Source organism: Planococcus liqunii, from assembly GCF_030413595.1.
Lineage (GTDB): Bacteria > Bacillota > Bacilli > Bacillales_A > Planococcaceae > Planococcus > Planococcus liqunii.
Map to the genome: position 1 here is coordinate 2,093,784 of NZ_CP129238.1, position 21,669 is coordinate 2,115,452.

Genomic DNA, 21,669 nt, shown 5'->3' on the forward strand with positions numbered 1-21,669 from the left:
TACCTTAATTATGACAAGTTGTCATTTACCATAAAAATGCATGAGGAATCCGCTTTATTGCAAGCTTGATTAGATTCTTCATGCATTTTTATTATATATCTTGAATTGTGTTAAGCACAGGATGGCTTTTTTTATTCTTATTTGAGATAATTACGGTAACCAGGATTGATACGTGAGCGGTCGATATTATGGACAATGGTGACATCCCACTCCTCGTCCTCCCAGTACCCGCCGATCAGCGGAGAGATGATTTCCTTCCACATGATTGGCAAATCTTCCTCCACATAGGCGAGCGCCTTTTCGGCGATCACTTTGCGCTTCTCCATGTCGAATCCGCCCACCGGAAACATCCGGTAATACCCTTCGCCCGTCTCGCGGTCGTAGAGAGCGATGATGAGCGTCCCTTCCTGTTCACTGACCCGTATCAGGTATTTCTCGCCATGTTTGTTCACGTCCCACAGCCCCTTTTCGGTCAGCTCCTCCATCCAGTCCTTGAAGGCCTCTTCGCCGTATAAGTCGGTAAACCAATTATCCATGTCTTCTGCCCCTTTCTGAGAGTATATTTTATAAGTGAATTTTATTTCATCAACGGGAACTTGCTGGAGTTTTTTGGCACTTTGCATATCACTCATTTAACCAGGCTTCCGTCTTCCTTGAAAAGAATTCAATGTAATTATTTTAGGGCAGAGAAATATTTCTCTTCATAATTTATTAGATTGATTTTCAATTTATTTTAAAAACTGAATCTTCATTCGATTATTTTATTTCTAGCTCAAGTAGTAACTTCCAAGTTACCATTTGAATATTCTATTACAATTAGACACTGCGATGTGGACTATCATATTCTTATATATCTTCAGGACTTTTAGAATAGTAATCTCTTGCTTTCACTGACAATTCTAGAGCCTAATTATGTGCAGCTTTGTCATTTTTTAATACGCTAAGTGATTCTCTATCAGTTATTTGTCAAAAAATCACCTCCGTGTTGTTTGAGCAATTCTGTAGTACTTTAACTCTCGGGTGGCTTAAGCATAATTAGATTTTAACCTCTAAGCTTTATTTTTAACATATAGTTCAGAATATTTTAATTTTTATAACTATATGTTCAAACAAGCTCCATAAAAGTCGAAATATTGATTAAGTAGTTATGATCTTTCAGCTGTAATTTGTTAACCGCTAACAAAAAAGAGCGCCCATATGGACACTCTTTTTTTCATCTTTTTAATTAACAGATTCAACTTCTTTAATATCTTTCCAAAACTCAGCCCTTGATAACTCTTATGCAAATCCTCAGCTGCTTCCTGATTACTTACAACAAGAGGGTGGCAATGCGATATGCTGATCGATCTCAGCTAGCCCCTTTCTGATCTCCAATTTTTGTATATAAGTAGTCCTTCACTTCCTTTAACTTGTCCGCACTTAATCGCTTCTCAATAGCCTACGTATCTAACACCATCGTATCCTCTATCTTCTACGTATATTTATATTAAGAGGTTGATTTTCATTTAACTAACTTACTTAAATACTCTTCCACCATTCCGCGCGATAGTGTGTCGTGACAATATTGGTTTGAATAATCTTTCAAACAGCCATAGCAGCTGGTTTCCTTACCGCATTGACAAGAACTTACTAGTTCTTTGGCAGCTTGAATCACTTTTTCTAATTGACCAAAGACTTCATTCATATAACCAGCACCACCTGGAACTTTATCAAATAACACAATGGTTGGGGTAGCCAAATGGTTGTACTTAATACATCCATCAATATCACGTCGATTTATGCCCAAGGAAATACTAATCCCATTTAAAAATGCATAAAGTAAAGAATCCCATAATTCGGGTTCAGGAGTACTGTTAATAAATTCAACTTCTAAAATATCACTAATAAATTCATGTCCAAGATGTATCGATTTTTTATCAATAGTGCCTTCACAAATCTTATTCATTTGGTTTCTATGCTTAGAGTCTTTAGTGCTCATCATTGAACCGCATAAGGTGCAAATCTTATAACCTTGTCCACTGCGTCCTTTACTAATAACTGACAACTTGCCATAAGGCGAATACTTGATCCGTACTTCCTGTCCTTTCAAATTGAAAGTTCTTTCTTGTTCAGATGCTTGTTGGTGTTCACGAACTTCTTGTTCTTCCGAGTAAAAGTATTCAGAAAAGAATACTCTAGAGCGATTTTCTCTAGCTGGCTTTCTATCACTTGCTTTTTCTAAGCGTTTTGCATTGAAGCCAAATTTAGGAATGATCATCTTATGAACTTCACAAATTTCCTCGCATGTTTCACATTGTGCAGTTATAACGCGGTAATTGGGATTTAATCGCTCAATAACTTTATAAGATTTGCAATTATTACATTCAATATAATAAAGGGTTGGTAGCTCAAAACCTTTTACTTTTCTGATGCCAGTACTTTCGTAAATAGTTCCATTTGCCACAATTTGCGACCCTGGTGCATATTCTCCAATTGCCATTGATAAATCTCTGCTTAATCGAATATCATCTTTCTCTGTTTGAGAAATAACCATTTCCACCACATCAACTGGGAAACCATATTTCGGAATGATATTTGAACTGGATAAAAAACTAATTAACCCTTCATTTTGAATTCGATTCATTACACGATTTAATCTATCTGTGTTCCGGCTAGCTTTAAAATCTTCTTCTTTTATCTTTCTTAGTTCTTCTAAATCTTGATAATATAACTTTGAGACCTTCTTAAATAGGCTTGTTTCTTCTAGCATGAGATCTTTTTCCCAAGAAATAAATTCAGGGTGATATTGAAGCTGGCCATAATTCGGAACTACTTTCTGAACAGATTCAAGTAAATGAGTTGGCATATTTTTAATGTAGTGGTCAATTCGTTTCGGTCCTGATTTTATAGTCATAGAGTCTTGGAAGAAATCTGATACTTTCCCGAACAATTCTTCATTCTCTCGAAAGAAACTTGATAAAACTAAAGAATTTAAATGCCGTTTAATTATTTTTGAGTTATCCATTTTTAAAACTGGCGGTTTTATTACACCAGCAATTATATTTTCAGGATCTTGATAATATGTTAAGTCATGCGATTTTCTTTGGGCAAAAGTCAAAACAAAAGCAACTGACGCTTTTCTTCGTCCCGCACGTCCTGCACGTTGAATATAATTAGCTGTTTCCGGTGGTACGTTTCTTAGAAAAACAGCTTCTAAACCCCCAACATCAACACCCATTTCAAATGTGGTCGAACAACTTAATACATTGATATCTCCATTTACGAATTTCTCCTGATAGTGCGATGCATTCTCAGGAGATAATTGAGCGGTATGCTCTTTTACGCTCATTTTAACGGGTATCAAGTTATTGTATTGATTAATATAATGGGATTTTAATGAGTCACTTTCTATAGATTTCAAATGACCTGAGCAGCCGTTTGTCATACACACATTTTTGACATTATAAGTTGTGATAATTTTGCAGTCGTTGCACTGAAAAATCGGCAGGATTTTACGTACTCGCCAAATACTCTGTCTTAAAAGGTTATTGCCATTTTTGCTTTTGAAAAAACTTTCATAAAACCTAGGAAGGTTTATCAAGTCCCAAATCTTTGAGAGTTGTTCCCTTGCAGCAATTTTGGCTGCATCTTCATCCAATCCTTTTTGAAGAAAAATTTTCTTTAAATAGTCAAGACGAATATTTGAACGCTTTGGAATCCACGCACTGACATACCCTTTATTATCAGCAGCATCTTTGTTTATCGAGTTTTCAAAATTTATAGGTTTCATTCGATCTGAGTTGAATTTACTTCTTTCAAGGTGAGTGACAGCATTTTTATATCTTAAAGTGCTTAGCAATACTTGCAAAGCAACTTTCAGTTCTTCCCCATTATCGAAGTTTAGGCGTTGTGCAAGCGCTTCAAGATTTGACTGGATCTGATCAGGTATATCAAGTTGATAAGAAATCAATCCTGTCCCCTCAAGAGAAATCCGGACGTTCCCTTTAATAAATTCAGACATCACATATTCTTCGGCAACTGTTTTCCGTTCCTCTCTGTCCATCTCTGGAGTATAAACATCCCATTTCAAAGCTTCACTATAGGCGTCTAATGCCCATGTTTTTAAACTAATCGGTTCTTTTTCATCATACTTTCCAATTGTTTTATATAGAATGGCTCTCCACAAATCGCGTTCATAGGTATATTCTAAGTAAGGAGCGAAAAAAGCAGCTTCCTGACGTGAATCGGAAAATACTAATAGTTTTTGAGGCTCATATTTATTTTCTATTACTTCTTTTACTTCTTCGTCAGATAGTACATCATTGAATAAATCTCCAAAAAGCTCATTTCTAACTGTGACATTTTCATTTTTTATTATCTTTTTTGAATCTAATACTAATTGCTGGTAAAGAGAAGTTGTCAAAATTGCAGCAGGACCATCGTTGCCACTCATAAATAACTTAATCGGATTCTGCTTCTTTTTTCCGCAATGATTGCAGGAAGAGTGACCTGAAAATTTAATTGGTTCTTTAACAAGTGTTACCAGCTTCGGATTGGTAATCTCTCTCTCCCGGCAACAAGATGTTGAATCGTCTCCTTTTTGCCAAATACTCGCACAGCATGGACACATTTCATAGGTCTCTTTATCTTCTTCTGTAAGTTCATCTTCATCTTCATCGACTGCTAATTCCTGATCATTCTCTTTGATCATATATGCTGTATAAGTAATTTTTTCATCTTGTGTCTGTGATTGTTTTCGCTGCATGAGTTTCCCATCTTCTTCTTCACCGATGAGATGGACTTGACCGCAATTCGAACAAACACCCATTTCAAAAAAAGGATGATTAGTTTTTTCATCCACTTTCTTTGCTTGCAAAGACACTTCATAATTAGGATAAAGTTTAAGATAACAGCCTTCAATCGCACGAACAAACACATGATATCTCGCTGGCAAAAGCGGTTCCTGGGAATCTTTCGCTGAAATGCTTCCTGCAATATCCACTAAATTAATTAACCCTTGATGTACTTCTTCCGCTTTTACTTCCCCATATTTTGCTTGAAGAGCTATGAGACGATATAATAAGGCATTTAAATCTTGAGGTTTGTTCTTTAACAGGTCCCGAAGCGTGAACAGATTCTCATCCCCACTAAGAAAATCGTAAAGAAATTCGTTAGTTTTTCTTTCATTTGTCAGTAAAGAATTTGCGTTTTCAATGCCGAAATCATTTAGTTTTAAAATATCGCTGTCATTTAACCGATCTTTTTGCTTCAATTCCAATAGATAAGAGTACACAGTCCAGTCAGGACGATGTAACAATTCATGTTCATCTCGATAGTCAATTCTTTCTGACTCGATCAGGTCATTTTCTTTTTCTGATTTAAAATAAAAGGGTTCATCAAAAATATTACCTGCAAATTCAAGGACTTTTTGTTTTGCTTCAGCTCCAGATCCCAGTGTTGCACTGGTCGCGATACATTGCAAACTACCTCTATATGGTCTCTTCTTCAAAACCCGATCCTTCAACCTTCTCAAGAGCATCCCAATTTCGATGCCATTGGCACCGTTATAAGAGTGCACTTCATCCAATACAATAAATTTCCATTCGTTTGAAAAAGGTCCATCGAAAAATGCAGTATCAGTCGGTCTTAGAAGTAAATATTCCAACATCGCGTAGTTCGTTACTAATATATGTGGAGGCTTATTCCTCATTTCATTCCGTGAGAGAATTTCATTTGGTAATTTTTCAATTCCAGGATTTTGTTGTTTAAATTTATCTAAGGCTTTGCTTTCCAATTGTTCAGTTTCCCCTGTGTATCTGCCGAAAGTAATTTCCGGTGTGTTTTTCAATAGAGATCTAAGCCTTTTCATCTGATCATTGGCAAGAGCATTCATCGGGTAGACAAAAAGCGCTCGGACCCCTGGCCGCAGACCTTTGTGTTCATCTTCAAAAAAAAGATTATTTAAAATTGGCATCATAAAGGATTCGGTCTTCCCGCTCCCTGTACCAGTCGCAACGACGAAATTCTTTTTTTCTTTAGCTTTTCTGATTGCTTTTTCCTGGTGGGTATACAATGGGCGTTCAGCAGGCATCTCTTCCTGGTTCAGTGTTAGAAATTCTTTGGATAAAATTCCTTCTCTAACCAAGTCACTTATAGAAGCTCCTTTTTTGTAAGGGGGCGTCACTTCTAGGAAAGGTCCTTTGGAAAGAAGATTTTCTTTTCTAAGTTCTTTCGAAAATGCAGCCTCTATCTCTTCATCGTTAATCGGAAAAGTCGTGGCCAAATAATCTCGGTAATCATTATCAATTCTATTCTTTCCACGTAAAGGATGGATGCTCATATTTTTGCTTCCTCTCTTTTAAAATGATTAATTCTTTTTTGTCGGCTACCAGTTTTTCTTTCCAATGTACTAGGTCATGTAAATACCATTCTTCCGCAACATCATATAAAGCAGGAATAGCTTGTCTTAAGGCAAATAATGTTTGCGCATCCATTTTGCTTTCATGGTCGATTATTAAAGCGCATGCCAATGCAGAAAGACCGATATAGTATGGGAACTCATATAAAACATAATTCGAGATTATTTTTCTCGTATTTATCCGATTTAAGTTCTCTCTCGATATAAGCTGTAAATCTATCAGAGAAACGAGCACTTTGTCTAAGGCGTTTATGTGGTTGGCATAAAACGTTTCAATTTTTGACCTATAGGCTTCCTCATTATCAACTTTGTCAAAAAAAGATAGGTATTCATGGTGTATACTAAATCCCTTAATAAACTGGCTTTTTTTAATTTTTCTTTGAAAGCTGATGGCTCTTTCCCTTCTCGATAGCGTACTAAGCAAGCTTATTTTTTCCGGGGCATACAGAGCTTTTAAATTTTCTTTATCCGAACGATTTTGCATTGCACTATTGAAAGAATCTGGATCCCATTCTTGGTATCCTGCTACTTTGCAAATAAATGAAGCAAATTCATCATTTTTCTCTTTCTTAATAATTTCTAACAAAAAATCGATGTTTTGAAGACCAAAATCGCAGCATGAATTATAGTCTGTAAGTAACAAAGGTTCTATCACAGCTTTTTTGTCCCACATAAATTTCAAAAGCTTTTCTAAATCAGTTAATGTCCATTCTTTCTCTTCTCCATCCCTGTCAAGTAAGAGTAGCCATTCTACAAAAGTAGGAACTTCAGCTTTTCGCTCTACTTTTATAAATTTCTTATGGCTATCAAGTGAAGATGGATAATTCACTTCATCAAAAATATCAAAAAAGTCATCTTCTTCCACTTCGTATAATTCAAAAATATAATATCCATCTGACAATTTTTCTTCGTCGATTTGTAGAGAGTATGCCGGATAATTTATTTCCTGTACCAGAATAAGCTCTTTCCGGGGATTGAAAGACCAAATCCGGACTTTCAGCTTTTCAGGTTGGAAGGAGCAATCGAAAGATAAACTATCATTGTCCGAGCTGGGAGCGGTCACCGAATTTAATATCCATTCAGTTTCTACAGTTACCACTTTTTCAGATACATTCAATTCGGCGATAGACAAGCCAATCGTTCTTTTTCCACGAGTTTCATGTAAGCCATTAAAGTACCTTAAATCCAGAATATGCTTTCTACCAACTCTGCAGTTGAATGTTTTTCTAGCAAATTCTCCTGTCTTCAACCTTTCCATCAATGTGACAGCTATCGCCTTACCAGAATTGAGCAAGGATGGATTCTCCAAATCAAGCAATACATGCGTCTCTGTAAAATCGAATTCATTGGCATTAAAAACTGCGCCTAATGCTAGAGCACCATCAGCAGTGACTATTTCACTTGAAATTAGACTGGAATAAAGTTTCAGATCCAGTTTTTCTTTTGTTTGGAGGTTCAGAAGATTACCTCGAACGAAATCAGGATGATTCGGAACATTGAACAAAGTTTCTGTTTCACTCTTCTTTTCAACATCAAAAATTGTAGGAATAGTGAAATCAATATTCGGCGATGTTAATACATTCATTTTTTGTTCATGGACAGAAAATGAAAAGTCTTTCCTTGAGATATAATGGAAGTCAATTGATTGGTCATGTCCTAAAAAGCCAGTCAGGCTTATTGAGTATTTTCCGAAAGGCCCGCTTTTTTCGTTGAACAAATTCAGCAAGTTGATATTTATTCCCTTTGATGATTGATCATATTCTAATTCACTAATCCTCTTCCATATTGTAGTTTTGGAATAGGGATGATAAAGTTTAATGTTCCATTTAGCAAAGTCTTCATTTAATAATGTGATATCAGAATTTATTTTAATAATCGGTTGGTCTGTGTAAATGGCAGTTTCCGCCTTTGCATCCGCCACTCTGGCACCTTCAATTTCCATTAGATGGCGCAACGGATTCATCGTCAATGTTGTATTGGAAAACTCAACGATATCCGGCTTTTCTACATACAAGTCTATTTCATAATATCCATGCCATTGATTGAACAATGGTCGGACTAAGAAATCGTTCTTACAACTTCCCATTTTCTTATACTCAGGCTCATGCAATATCATTAAAATGTTAGAATTAGTCAAATATTTTTTATTGAGTTGTTCATAGCTGCCAGTATCGAATACTGCAACTTCTTCCAAGTAAAAACTCCATTCTCCTTTTATCTCCCCATTAATTAAAAGATGCACAGTGTAGTCATTTAAGGGAGAAACAGGATGCTCGCCATTCTTTTTATCGACTATATATTCTTGTTCCTCATCGGACACATACACTTTTGTAGGCAATATAATCGAATCTTCACCAGATATTATTTTCCAATCGACTTTCAAGTATTCTTTCTTATTGAATCGTTGGATTGGCAACTTAATGAAAACATTCTGAAACTGCGTCGAATAACTGAGTATCGGCCTTGCCACACGTTGCTGTCGCGTCTGGCGAATTTTTGTATTTACTTCCTGAGATGCGTATTTTTCGAATTCATCCAAAATATGATCCGGCAAATAGTTTCTGTATTTTTCGGTAAATGGCCGCTCCTGCTCTCTCCAGACTTCTATGCAACGGGAAACTAGGCTGTTAGAAACGGAATTATCCAGCTTTATAAAATCTTTGACACTTTTATATAAACCATAAGTTTTCACCACAGAACCATAATTTTTGTCTTTTTTGACTGCTTCAATAACTTCTTCAGCTGTTAAATCAAAGCTGGCAGCAGGATCAATTACATGCTTAAGAAATCCAGCTATATTATGTTTAGGAATGCCCGCATGCCCCAAAATATTTTCAACATATTTTTGGCTGCTATTCTTGTTGAAGATCTCTAAATTTTCGAATTCAATTTGCCGAAGGAAATAAACTTTCCAATCATGATCTTTTAGTAAGGAAATATCTTTTTTAAATTTCCCCCAAAAATTCCCGTCATAATTGTAAATCGCATAATTCACTGTCAATAGCAATGCTGTCCGTGGAGCGAGCTTCCAAATAAATTTAACAACATTCCCTTGACGCTGGATATTGTGACTTAGAATTTTATTAAAATAGCCTAATATCTTTATATATTCGGTATATGGAAGATTTGCTTCACTGACGATTTTTATTTCTTCAAAGTATCTGGCCATCCTTGATTCTGTATAATTTAAATACTCTTCGACGTTCATGTTTACCCTCCAGTTGCTGAGTACTTTTATTTATATACAATAATATGAAAAAGTGTTATTTGATTTAGTGTTAGTCTTTATAAATAGTTACATTTAAGTATTAATTGTAACATATTGACTTTTATTACTAAATATAATTATCAGAAAAATATATTATATTTACTTTCATTTGCAATATTATTGATAGTTTTTATGTATCTTGAAGCGTCAATCAATTTCTAAGTTATGACTTAAATTATTTAGAAAAAGTTTGAAATAAAAAAGGCACCCAGATGGATGCCTAGAATGATTATTTTACTTGCTCTTGTAGTATTGCTTTCAACATTTCAATTTCATCATTCCACCAACTGCTCCTCTTTCACCGGTCCAATCCCCAGAACATCCAACTGCACCCAAAGACTCTCCAGCGCTTTCACTTTATCAAAGTAAAACTCTCTGCCTCGCACCCTCCAGAATTTCCAACCTGAACGCTCTAAAGACTCCTGGCGTTTCATATCTTCCTCGAACTTCTCAGGGCCGTGCCATCTTTCGCCGTCACATTCAACGGCTAAGCGATCACGCATGCCTTCGACTACCATATCGATCCGGTACTGGCCGACTTTGACTTGCGGCGTCACTTTATAGCCTCTTGCCAGAATCATCCGGAGCACATCGACTTCAAACGGTGAATCGCAGAGTTCTTCAAGGTTTTGGACTTCCGTATTCAAGCGAGTCGGGTTTTGGCAATAGCTCAACAAACGGTAGCGCAAGTCCTGGGGATTCAATTCTTCTAAATCCACTGAATGATACAAGCGCATTTGGTTTTTTGCACGGCTCGCCGCGACGTTGAACCGCTGCTTGTCGGCGTTGCCTGTTAAGGCTCTGAAGTTGCGGTTCGGTGCAGATACCATCGACAGGAAGATGATGTCCCGCTCATCGCCTTGCAGCGTATACGGATTCCCGCAAATGATTTTCCGCTCGACGAATTCATGGTCGCCGATTTCCTGACGGATTCGTGATTCGAGCAGTTTGTGCTGGTCTTGGCCAAGCAGCGTAATGACGCCGAATGTCTGGCCTTTTAGTTTCGGATCGCGGACCATTTCTGCCATGTCGGCAACAATGGCATCGATTTCGCCTTCATTGACGTCTTTGCGGTCATCGATGACACCGTCTTTGACTTTGATTGCCAGAACCGGTGGATCGATTTTGTCTTCATCTAACGGCAACCGAAGCGGAATCATTTCGCCGCCATAACTCATGTCGTTCGAGAACTGGATGATTTTCGGCACGCAGCGGAAATGTTCCCGCAGCATCAGTTTCCCTTCTTTCGGGAAGGTCTGTTCCGCGATTTCATATAAGGACAAATTGCCATCAAATAGATCGGCATTCGGGATGCCTTTCAAGTGGCGGCGCACGAGTTCCAGTACATCGTCTTGCTTGGTGCCGATTGATTGCGGGCTGATTTGTTCGTCGTCACCGACGACGACGATTTTCTTGCCGCGCAGGAGCACATTGATGGCGAACAAATCGCATTGGCTGCTTTCGTCAAAGATGATGACATCGAACTTTTCATTGGTCACCGGGAAGTTCTCCAGCACTTGGCTAATCGGCATGATCCATACCGGAATGGCACTTTGGGCGGTTTTCATTTCTTCACGGGCACCTTGCAGATTGCGCTGCGCCGATTTCCCGCTGCCTTTGCCAAAACGTTTGATGTAGGTTTTCCAGGCAGACAATGCCCGTTTCTCTTCATCGGTGATGCGGTTGACTTGGTTTTTCCAAGTGGACGCGCTGACAATATTGCGGATCAAGCGCTTTTGTTCGATATGCTCTTCTTCCAGCTGTTTCTTCAAAAGTGTCGTGTTCGTATCTTTCGTTTCATCGAGCCACGACTGCAATTTTTTCAATTCGAATGCTTCGACATGGTTTTCAGGAAACTCAATTTCAGACCCGGCCGACATTTCAAGCAGCTTGCCGGTCAGCGGCAAGGTTTGATTGAACTGCTCCAGCAAGTTGTAGAATCGGTTCACTTTAGCTTTTGTGCGCTGCAGTTCTTCCAGTTTGCTTAGCAGCTGCACCCATTTGGCATGGTCCTTTTCTTGGTAAGCCTGGACAAACTCCTGGCCAATCGGATGCATCGTTACTTTGGCGCTTAACATCGTCAACTCAGCCAAGTCCTGCTTGTATTGCGCTTCCCATGCCAGGTATTCCAGCCGTTTAAGCACTGCCTCAAGGTCTTTGCTTAATTGCTTAAGTTGGTCGACGGAATAGAGATTGATGTCGCCCATTCCAAAAGGAGTGATTTTCCCTTTGAACGTTTGAGCTGTGTCGACTGCTTTTAAAACCAATTGCAATTCTTTCAAGCGGTCTTCCAACAGATGCGGAAAGCGCTTTTCTTTTTCATCGATGACCGTATGGCCGATGTCTTCCATATTGCCGTTCAGCAACCGCGCTGCTTCTTTTTTGACCCATTCGTATTCCAAATGCGTATCCAGAATTTCAATGTCTTGAAGCGTTTTTACCGGCTCGCCGTTTAAGACTGGATCTTCGAATAAGTATTTTGCTTGCTTCCCTTTCACCATAAAGAAAAGGAAGTTCGGCTTTTTGCCGTTTTGAAGCGGCTCTTTTGCGACGGTTAAATCGTTTGTTAAAGCTTCGCTGCCCTTTTCAGGCAAGTTGATCCGGTGCGTGACGAGAACATGGTACGAAGCAAATAACCGGTCAACGGCTCCGGCTAGCTTATCCGTTAATGTCCGCCAGCGCTCTTCGCGGTGCCCGCCAGCCCTGCAATCGTCCATCATCGACTGGTACACCTGGTTTTCCAGCACCGCCGACATGCTGAGAAGTCCATCCAAATCCTTCTGCAGCGCTTTGATTTCGCTTTCGACGATCGGCAAAGAGTATTTTTGCAGGATGGCTTCCCCTTCTTGATTCGCTTCTTTCAAACTGTTTTCGATTTCCATGAAAGCTGCAAAAGCAGAAGCATTTTTGAGTTCGGCTTCTGCAGAAGGCAGGGATTGGTTGCGCAAATGAAGTTCTTCTTTTGCCGTGTCGCTTTTCAGCTGCCACAATTCCTTGAAATCCACGGAGTTCAGCGGAAACTCGGCATGGAGTGCTAAATTGTCCTGAATCCAGTTGTAGTGGATATCCGTTTCCGACAAGCGTTTTGCGACATCGTATTTGAACAGTTTTTCTCCTTTGTAGGCGAGGACCGTCCCTTCTTTTTCGGCGTATTCTTTCAGCAAGTTTTTCAAGCGGGCTTCTTCGCGTTTGCTGCGGTTGAGCGCTTCTTTATTGCGTTCGATTTCCCGTTCCAGTCTTGGAACATCCAACTCACCCAGTTTTTCGCCGATGACGCGGATCGACTGCTCGATTTCCTGCAGCGATTCGCGTCCGCCTCCAAGAACCGGCACGCATAAATCGCGGATTTCCTGCGGGATTTTGTTTTTCAATACTTTTAGTGGGCTTTCTTTTTGGCTGGTGATGAGGATCTTTTTCCCTTCGGACAAAAAGTGGGAAACCAGGTTCGCAATCGTATGCGTTTTTCCGGTTCCAGGCGGCCCTTGCACCGTAACGCCTTGGTGACGCGATACGCGCTGGATGATGGCTTTTTGCTGTTCATTTGACTCAAGCGGGAAATACAAGTTGTTGTCGTCAAACACGCCGGTATGTGATAAAGTTTCACTTTCTTCAACAGCACTGTTTTTGATCGGTTCTCCGATAATGGAAGCAACGGTATCGGACAGTTCCAGTTGGTTAGTAGAAATCCCTTCAATGATTTGGGTGAGGTCATCCCGCAAGACCCGTGCATTTTTGATGCGCAGGGAAAGCATATGATGGCTGTAAATCGCAGGGTCCCGGTCCGGCACTTTTGTTGTCGAATCTGCTATATATTTTCCGTTCGCGTCAAACGTTTGGATAAATTGGGTGAAGAAATCAGTGAAGTCTTCTGTAATCTCCCTTGCCTGGACTTCTTGCCATAATTGATTGATCGCGTTGATGTTCGGAATCTGGATGCTAGTAAAAATCTCTTGCTCGACGGTGATTTCCTTGTCGACCAGTTTGATGGAAATGATGCCTTTAAATGCGTCCAAGTCGAGTTCCACTTTGCTCGTTAAGAGCGGAGAACGAATGGCTCCGATTTTCGGGTCCGGGTGCTGCCAAGTGAACAAGCCGGTGCCGTAGACAAATTCCAGCGTTTCGCCTTCTTTTTCAAAACGCGAAAAAAGCTCGAAAAATTCTTCGTATTTCTCCAGCGTGCGTTTTTTGATTTTGAGTTTCGCTGCCCATTCTTTCCATTCCGGAACCCATTGCTCGTATGCAGCTAAGCGTCTCTCGTCATCGATGAAAAATTCCTTTCGCTGCTCCCCGACTGCCAGGTCTTTTGTTTTCATCGTTATATAGGAAGGAACCGCCGTTTCTTTCTTCGGATCAAAATTGAGCCAGTCTTTGAAAATCGGCTTTGGTGCCGGCGGTGTCTGGTCGGCTTTCGTGATCGTTGGTCTATGGATTTCAATTAAGTTCTCACTATTGTGGCAATCGCCGAACGTAAAACAACCTTCCAAGTTAGCCAAGTCTTCGAGCTGCCAGTTCTTTTCAAAATCCCGGTAATCCCGTACGACTTTTCCTACTAAATTATTTAATGCCAGCATGTATTCAAAAAAGTTTTTGGCTTTCTCTTTCGCTGTAATGGATTCCATCGAATACACCTCTCTTATCTTTCATTGTTGTATAAAGGTCTCATTTATTTGCCATTAACTAATTGACAATCTTAGTATGATTTTTCTTCTTTTATTCCTAATACTACCAACGATTAGGATTTTAGACAAGATGACGTGCGGGAACATAAGAAGTTTCTTCTCCGCCTCTATGTACTAAGTAATAGTTCATTGTTTTAGGCGTTTTTTGATTTCAACCACAAAAACAGCCTTCAGTAAAATTATTGAAGGCTGTTTGAATATACGTATGCAGTTAGATGATGCAATGCAATGATCTATTCCTCCATTCGAATCTAGTAACAACCCTCTTGCCTTATGTACTCCTCAAAGCATCGATCGGATTCAACCTCGACGCTTTTCGTGCAGGGGCGAATCCGAAGATGATGCCAATCGACATGGAGAATCCGAGAGACAAAAAGACGGTTAACGGAGACAACAGGAAGCTGGTGTCCATGACTGAACAGATGGCAAAAGCTGTCAGGATGCCGGATATCACGCCAATCAGTCCGCCAATCAGCGATAAAAAGACCGCTTCGAGCAGGAATTGCTGCTGGATTCGCTTTGGCTCCGCTCCAAGCGCTTTGCGGAGACCGATTTCAGCCGTTCTTTCTGTAACAGAAACAAGCATCATATTCATAATGCCGATTCCTCCCACCAGGAGAGAAATAGAAGCAATCCCGATAAGCAGCATGGACAATGTTGTGATCATTTGATTAATGGTCGACAGCATTTCCTGTGTATTGCGAATTGCAAAGCCATTTTCCTGGTTGTCATAGGCATCATTCAGCGTCGCTTCAATGGCGCGCGTGGTTTTGTCCGCTTCTGTGGAGTCTTCCATATAAACATCGGTTGCCATGATATAGTTGGTTCCGAGCAGCTGCATCGAAGTTGTGTAAGGGACGATCACCGTCTCATTAATGGAACTTGACGAAAAGGCATGCGATTGCTGGAGTGTCCCGATGACGGTGAAGTTGATGCCGCCAATCAATATGCTTTTTCCGATGGGGTTTTCGCCGTAGAACATTTCTTCGGCAATCGCAGAGCCGATCAAGCTGACTTTGTTTTCACTTTGGGTGTCCAACGGATTGATTCCTCTTCCGGTTTCAATGACGTCTGTGTTTTTTGTAAAATAAACATCGTTTCTCCCGGTGACGGTTACTTGTTCTTTGACGGTGCCTCCCGCTGCAATGGTTGTGAAGCCGGTAACGTTCGGCGACACACCGGACACATTGTCAATGTCGCCCAGGCGCTCGATGTCCTGGTGGAGCAGCCCCGTTTGTAAAGGGGAGCCGAGAGTCGAGACAACGATCCGGTCCGCTTTGAACGTCGCAAAATCGTTGGTCATGTCGTTGGTCACGCCTTTGACGATGGTAATCAGCGTGATGATGGAAGCGACGCCAATGACGATGCCGAGGATCGTCAGTGCCGAACGCATTTTGTTGTGAAGAACGTTCATCCAGCTCATTTTCAAGTTTTCCCTTAGCATCCGGCTTCCTCCTCCCTCAGATGGCCGTCGAGGATATGGAAAACCCGTCCCGCGTTTTTCGCGATTTCCGGGTCGTGCGTAATCATGATAATCGATTTCCCTTCCTGGTTTAACTGATGGAAAAGTGACATGATCTGCTTGCCGGTCTTTTGGTCGAGCGCGCCCGTCGGTTCGTCGGCGAGCAGAATCGTCGGTTCCGTCACCATCGCCCGCGCAATGGCCACCCGCTGTTGCTGGCCGCCCGACAGTTGGCTGGGCAAATGCTCCATTCGTTCTTCGAGGCCGACTCTGGCCAGCATATCCGCTGCCCGCCGCTCGCGTTCTTTCGCCGGGAGTCCTGCATATACGAGTGGCAGTTCCACATTCAGCCGGGCACTTAAACGCGGCAGCAGATGAAACTGCTGAAACACAAAACCGATTTCCTTGTTGCGGATTGACGCCAGTTTGGTTTCATCCAATTCCTGCACCCTTTGCTGCGACAAGCGGTACTCGCCGCCCGTCGGGGTGTCGAGGCAGCCGATCATGTTCATCAGCGTGGATTTGCCGGAACCCGATGGGCCCAGGATGGCCACAAAGTCGCCTTTGTTTACGGACAAGTCTATCTGGTCGAGCACCACCTGTTCTTCTCCACCCAGAAAATACGATTTGCTGATGCCGGTCATTTTTAAAATTTGCTCCACCATGATGCTTGATCACCTCCAGAAAAGCTCTTCCAACAGCCCTTCTTCTCCAGTCGAATACATGACGCTTTCTCCGGCTGATACACCGCTGACCACTTCCACGATCATGCCGTCATTGATGCCTGTCGTAATGGCTTTTTCTTTCGGCTCTCCTTCTTCTGACGGCAGCAGCACATAAGGTTCGTTTTCATCGTCAAAAAGGATGACATCCATAGGCAGCGTCGTCACAGCCAGTGCTTCATCCTTCACGATTTTTGCTTCTGTGCTCATGCCTATGCGCAAGTCGCTATCCCGTTGCAGGTCCATCGCCACCATAAAATACGAAACGCCGTTTTCGTTGACCGCTTCTTTTGAGATGTCGCTTATGGTGCCTCCCAGTTCTTTGCCGAGTGCGTTGATGCTAACGTTAACTTTTTGGCCGATTTCCAAGAACCTAAAGCTGAATTCGTCCACTTTGACGTTTGTTTTGTAATTTTTGTAGTCGACAATTTTCATCATCTCCATGCCGGCATTCACTTGGGTGTTTTTCTTGATGCGAATATTTGAAACTTCGCCATTTATCGTTGCCTTTATATTTTCTCCTAACGACGTTACCATCAGCACGTCACCATTTTTGACTTGATCTCCCTGCTTCACTTTGATGTCGCAAATTTGCATCGGTTTTTCGCTAATGACCGTTTCCCTGTTTTGGGTGTCAATGATGCCTGGGAAATTAGAATACGTCGTTATATTTCCAGTTTTGGCGACCTCTGCCTGGAAAGCTCCTGTCCCTTTTGGCATAAAAATAGCAGCTGCTGCTATCGCTAGAACCAAAATGCCAATGATGCTCCAGAGCATCCACTTCTTCGTTTTCCGTTTAGTACTAGCAGTCATATTTTTCGCCTCCATTGCTGGCAATACTTCTGGATCTCCATTGGAAAATCCCATAGCTTCTTTTTTACTTGCGTCTAATCCTTTGCAATCCCCACTTTATGTATTGAAAAAATGATATTTTTATTATTTTTAACGTATTTATAATATCACGAATTAATTATTTATTCAGTCTTTTTAAAGGTTTTTGTTTTTACCCTTTTTCATTCTAGTTTCACTTTTTCCTTTTATAAGCACACAGAACATGAAACTTCACTTCAATCGCAGCCATGTAGGACCAAGTCCCTTCTATATCTACACGGTGGCTGTGTCGTACACGCCGCTTCATGACAAGGCGGTGGCAACTGTCAAAGCCGTCGGTCCTGTCGAAATCCAGAAAGACCAGAAAAGAAGCAAAACCTTGAATGCCATGGAGAATATTCAAAAGGCTGTAGACAGGAATCGTCTCGGGTTCAAGCGCAAATATGTAAGATGTTAAAACAAATGCGATTCAAAAACCCCTGGATTTCACAATCATCTGTGAGAATCCAGGGGTTTTCTGTTATTTCTTTTTTGATTTTAATCAATGCAGCAAGAATCGCTTACGAATTCTAATTGTTTTTCTTTCAATTATTCATATAGATTCGGCAACCACATCGACAGGGCCGGAACGAACGTGATGATGGCCAAACAAATGATCATCGCCAGCAAGAACGGCAAAACGGAAACAGCGATCCGTTCAAACTGGACACCGCCGACACTCGACGCCACAAACAAGTTGACCCCAAGCGGCGGTGTGATAAAGCCGATCGCCAAGTTGGCAACCAAGATGACGCCGAAATGGATCGGGTCAACGCCTACTGCGACCACAATCGGCAACAGAATCGGTGTTAAGACGACGAGTGCTGAAATCGTATCGATAAACATCCCGACTACCAGCAGCAACAGGTTGATGGCAATCAAAATGACAAGTGGATTTGTCGATAAATTGGTCAGGTAACCGGAGATGGCTCCCGGAATCTGTTCGATCGTCATGAAATAGGCAAATGACACAGACAGCCCGATAATGATCATCGTGGTGGCATTGATGACAATCGACTGGCGGAAACTCTCATACAGGCCTTCCCATGACAATTCCTTGTAGACGAACTTGCCGATGATGATGGCGTAAACTACCGCAACGACGGCTGCTTCTGTCGGCGAGAAAATTCCGCCGTAGATGCCGCCGAGAATGATGACCGGAATCAGCAACGCCCATTTTGCTTCCCAGAACGTTCTGATGACTTCTTTGAATTCAAAGTTTGAAGCTTCTCCCGCTTCTGGCTTGTAGCCGCGTTTTCTGGAGATCAAATAAGCGGTGATCAATAGGGCCACACCAATCAACAGCCCGGGCAGGATTCCAGCCAGGAACATGCTGCCGACCGACACGCCGCCGATGACGCCGTACAACACAAATGGAATGCTTGGCGGAATGATGACGCCGATTGAACCGGCCGAAGCTGCAACGGCTGAAGCAAAGCCGCCTTCATATTTGCGCGCAATCATCGCCGGAATCATAAAGCCGCCGATTGCCGCGACAGTAGCCGGGCCTGACCCGGATATGGCCGCGAAAAACATACAGGCGACAATCGTCACCATAGAGAGCCCGCCGGTCATCCAGCCGACCAAAGAAGACGCAAGCGCCAACAGCCTCTTGGACACACCGCCCTTGCCCATTAAAACACCGGCCAGCATAAAGAACGGAATTGCCAGCAACGGAAACGAGTCGAGCGACGTAAACGCTTTTTGCGTAATGATGCTAAGAGGCAGATTGGTACCGAAGTAAATCGCAGTCAAGGCGGAAACGCCAAGTGCGAAGGCGATTGGAACACCGATAAATAAACAGACAAATAAAGTACCGAATAACAGGGCTATCGTCATGCTGGAAGGTCCCCTCCCTTATGCATTTCGTAATCGCCTTTCCAGATCTGGATCAGTTGCTGGATCAAGCGGACACACATACCGATGCCGCCAAGTGGGACAGCCAAAAATGGAATCCACATTGGCAATTGCATGGCCGGTGTGACTTGACCGTTGGCCATGCTCGCAAGTACCAAATCCGTTCCGAAATATGCCAAAAACAAAGCCATTCCAAACCAAATGATTACACTGATACTTTCCAATACCTTTCGCGTCACCCCTTCAAAACGGGTAACAAAGGCCTCCACCCGGATATGTTCCCGCAATTTGACCGCGTAACTTGCACCGATCCACACCTGGAAAATATGTATATAACGGGCCATTTCCTCAGTCCAGCTCGGCGCACTGGAAAATACATAACGTCCGACCACTTGGCCGAATATCAAAACTACCATGACGACTAGCGTCAGGACTAAAAACGCTTCTTCTGCTTTTTCAAACTTCTTGATCATTTCCACACATCCTTTCAAAAACGAAGAACCAAGGAAATGCTTCCTTGATTCTTCAACTGTAGTGTCTTTTTACTCTTCATTCGCAGCAAGCGCCTGATCGATCAATACTTTGTCGATTTGGCCTTCGTATTTCGTATAAACGGATTCTGCAGCTTCACGGAATGCATTGCGCTGGTCGTCCGTCAAATCGTTGACTTTCATGCCTTCTGCTTCCAGTTGATCCAAAAACTCTTTATCTTGCTGTTGCGCCAATTCGCGCTGCTCGGTGCGGAATTCTTCTGAAGCTTCCATAACCAAGTCCTGCAGATCTGACGGCAAGGTGTTGTAGAAATCATTGTTCACCAATAGCGCTGTTGCTGCATAGACATGCCCCGTCAATGTCAGATAATCCTGCACTTCATAAAATTTGTTTGTGTAGTACAAGGAAATTGGGCAGTCCATCGCGTCATAGGTTCCTTGCTGAAGCGCGGTGTACAATTCGCCGAAAGCAAATGGCGATGCGTTTGCACCAAATGCTTTGAATGTATCGGTATGCAGCGGACTTTCCAACGTCCGCATTTTCAAGCCTTCCATGTCTTCCGGTTTTTCAATCGGACCTTCGTTATTGGATACATGGCGGAAACCGTTTTCGCCAAATACCAGCCCTTTAATGCCGTTGTTTTCCAGATCCGCCAGTAGTTCAGTTCCCAAATCTCCATCAAGCGCACGATAAGCAGCTTCGTTGTTATTGAACAGGAACGGCAAATCAAACACCTGGAATTTCTCGTTGAACGATGCCATTGCCGCAACCGCTGGAATCGTCATCTCGACGTTTCCGAGCTGCACCGCTTCAATCGCTTCGCGGTCAGAGCCGTAAAGCTGGCCGTTCGGATAAAGTTCCACTTTCAAGCGGCCATCCGATTCTTTCTCCAATTTCTCTTTAAAAGCTACTGCTGCCACATGGGACGATTGTTCTTCCGGCACCAAATGCGCCAAACGGATGGTGAAAGTTTCTCCACTTGACTCCCCGCCCTCCGACGATGAACCGCCGCTGTCCGGACGGCCACAAGCTGATAAGACAAATAATGCAATAAGTAATAATCCAAGTATTTTTTTCATAGATCCTCCCGTGTGATGTATTTCAGCAACCGGTATTCAATGTTGTTTAAATGGACGGCCAGTTGCTGTTTGGCCTCCTGAAAATTTCCCTGTTCAATCGCTTCGATAATGGCCAAATGTTCGGCATAGGCCATTTTTGAACTGCCGGCAATCGTATCAGATACAAGCATAAACGCCCGGCTGCCTCCGGTATTGATGCCTTTGATGATTTCTTTCAAGCGTCTGTTCCGATGGTTGCTGCACAATAACGAGTGGAATTCCTCATCCAAATCCATGAACCGGACAAAGTCTTTTTCCTGAATCGCTTGCCGCTGAAGTTCAGCGTTTTGTTTCATGTCCGCCACGATGCGCTCTAGATCTGCTTCCGGCCATTCCTGAAGTCCGTAAATTTCCAGCAATCGCCGAAGTTCCATAATCTCTTCAACGTCTTGCTGGGTGAAATCAGCGACGACGGCCGGCCTTGGCTGCTTCAACTCGATAAGCGCATCAACAGCCAATCTTTTCAATGCTTCCCTAAGTGGAGTTCGGCTGATTCCAAGTTCCATTGCCAGCTTTTCTTCCGGCAATTCATCTCCGGGTTTTAGTTCGCCAATCATAATCAACTTTTTGATGTATTCATAAGCTTGTTCGGCAAGTGTGACTTTTTTCGCTATCTTCTTCATGGTTCCTCCTTCCTACATAAATAATCATAACAGTGTATACTGTATACACTCAGTATATGGTAATGGTTTTAAGATGTAAATGTAATTTTCGGAATTAATTGACTTCTCAAACAATTTGCATCAACAAAGTAGAAAGTTAGGTGGAAATATTTCAAGAAAAACAACCAATCTTTTGATGTGA

11 protein-coding genes and 1 pseudogene are annotated in these 21,669 nt (G+C 41.9%); 1 reads left to right on the forward strand and 11 read right to left on the reverse strand.

Features of this window, described 5'->3' with window-relative positions:
* Positions 1-137 precede the first annotated feature (137 nt).
* The 7 genes from QWY22_RS10590 to QWY22_RS10620 all read right to left on the reverse strand — a co-directional run bounded on the left by QWY22_RS10590 (position 138) and on the right by QWY22_RS10620 (position 17,341).
* On the reverse strand, positions 138-632 hold the full coding sequence (locus QWY22_RS10590) for a hypothetical protein (RefSeq protein WP_300980852.1): 495 nt from the start codon (positions 630-632) through the stop codon (positions 138-140).
* Between the two features lie 869 nt (positions 633-1,501).
* Positions 1,502-6,319: a DEAD/DEAH box helicase gene (locus QWY22_RS10595; protein WP_300980853.1), complete on the reverse strand. Its 4,818-nt coding sequence runs from the start codon at positions 6,317-6,319 to the stop codon at positions 1,502-1,504.
* Positions 6,288-9,605, reverse strand: coding sequence for a hypothetical protein (locus QWY22_RS10600; protein ID WP_300980854.1), 3,318 nt, complete (start codon positions 9,603-9,605; stop codon positions 6,288-6,290). The genes QWY22_RS10595 and QWY22_RS10600 overlap by 32 nt, the downstream gene beginning before the upstream one ends.
* Before the next feature lie 335 nt (positions 9,606-9,940).
* Complete coding sequence (locus tag QWY22_RS10605) at positions 9,941-14,284, reverse strand: PDDEXK-like endonuclease domain-containing protein (RefSeq protein ID WP_300980855.1); 4,344 nt, start codon at positions 14,282-14,284, stop codon at positions 9,941-9,943.
* A gap of 331 nt (positions 14,285-14,615) precedes the next feature.
* Positions 14,616-15,788 (reverse strand): ABC transporter permease, encoded by a 1,173-nt coding sequence (locus QWY22_RS10610; RefSeq protein WP_300980856.1) that lies wholly within the window; start codon positions 15,786-15,788, stop codon positions 14,616-14,618.
* Positions 15,782-16,471 (reverse strand): ABC transporter ATP-binding protein, encoded by a 690-nt coding sequence (locus QWY22_RS10615; RefSeq protein ID WP_300980857.1) that lies wholly within the window; start codon positions 16,469-16,471, stop codon positions 15,782-15,784. Before QWY22_RS10615 ends, QWY22_RS10610 begins: the two co-directional genes overlap by 7 nt.
* Positions 16,472-16,480: 9 nt before the next feature.
* Entirely contained in the window at positions 16,481-17,341 is an 861-nt protein-coding gene (locus QWY22_RS10620) for an efflux RND transporter periplasmic adaptor subunit (protein ID WP_300980858.1), read from the reverse strand.
* 286 nt (positions 17,342-17,627) lie between these two features.
* Between QWY22_RS10620 and QWY22_RS10625 the strand changes: the two are divergent.
* Positions 17,628-17,816: pseudogene (locus QWY22_RS10625) on the forward strand (DNA alkylation repair protein); the annotation flags it as partial.
* Between the two features lie 131 nt (positions 17,817-17,947).
* Here QWY22_RS10625 and QWY22_RS10630 read toward each other — a convergent pair.
* From QWY22_RS10630 to QWY22_RS10645, 4 genes are all read right to left on the reverse strand, one after another.
* Positions 17,948-19,237 carry a TRAP transporter large permease gene (locus QWY22_RS10630; protein WP_300980859.1) on the reverse strand — a complete coding sequence of 430 codons (1,290 nt, stop codon included), beginning with the start codon at positions 19,235-19,237 and terminating at the stop codon, positions 17,948-17,950.
* Complete coding sequence (locus QWY22_RS10635; RefSeq protein WP_300980860.1) at positions 19,234-19,728, reverse strand: TRAP transporter small permease; 495 nt, start codon at positions 19,726-19,728, stop codon at positions 19,234-19,236. Before QWY22_RS10635 ends, QWY22_RS10630 begins: the two co-directional genes overlap by 4 nt.
* Positions 19,729-19,797: 69 nt before the next feature.
* Entirely contained in the window at positions 19,798-20,826 is a 1,029-nt protein-coding gene (locus QWY22_RS10640; RefSeq protein ID WP_300980861.1) for a TRAP transporter substrate-binding protein, read from the reverse strand.
* Positions 20,823-21,488 carry a GntR family transcriptional regulator gene (locus QWY22_RS10645; RefSeq protein WP_300980862.1) on the reverse strand — a complete coding sequence of 222 codons (666 nt, stop codon included), beginning with the start codon at positions 21,486-21,488 and terminating at the stop codon, positions 20,823-20,825. The genes QWY22_RS10640 and QWY22_RS10645 overlap by 4 nt, the downstream gene beginning before the upstream one ends.
* Positions 21,489-21,669: the final 181 nt, after the last annotated feature.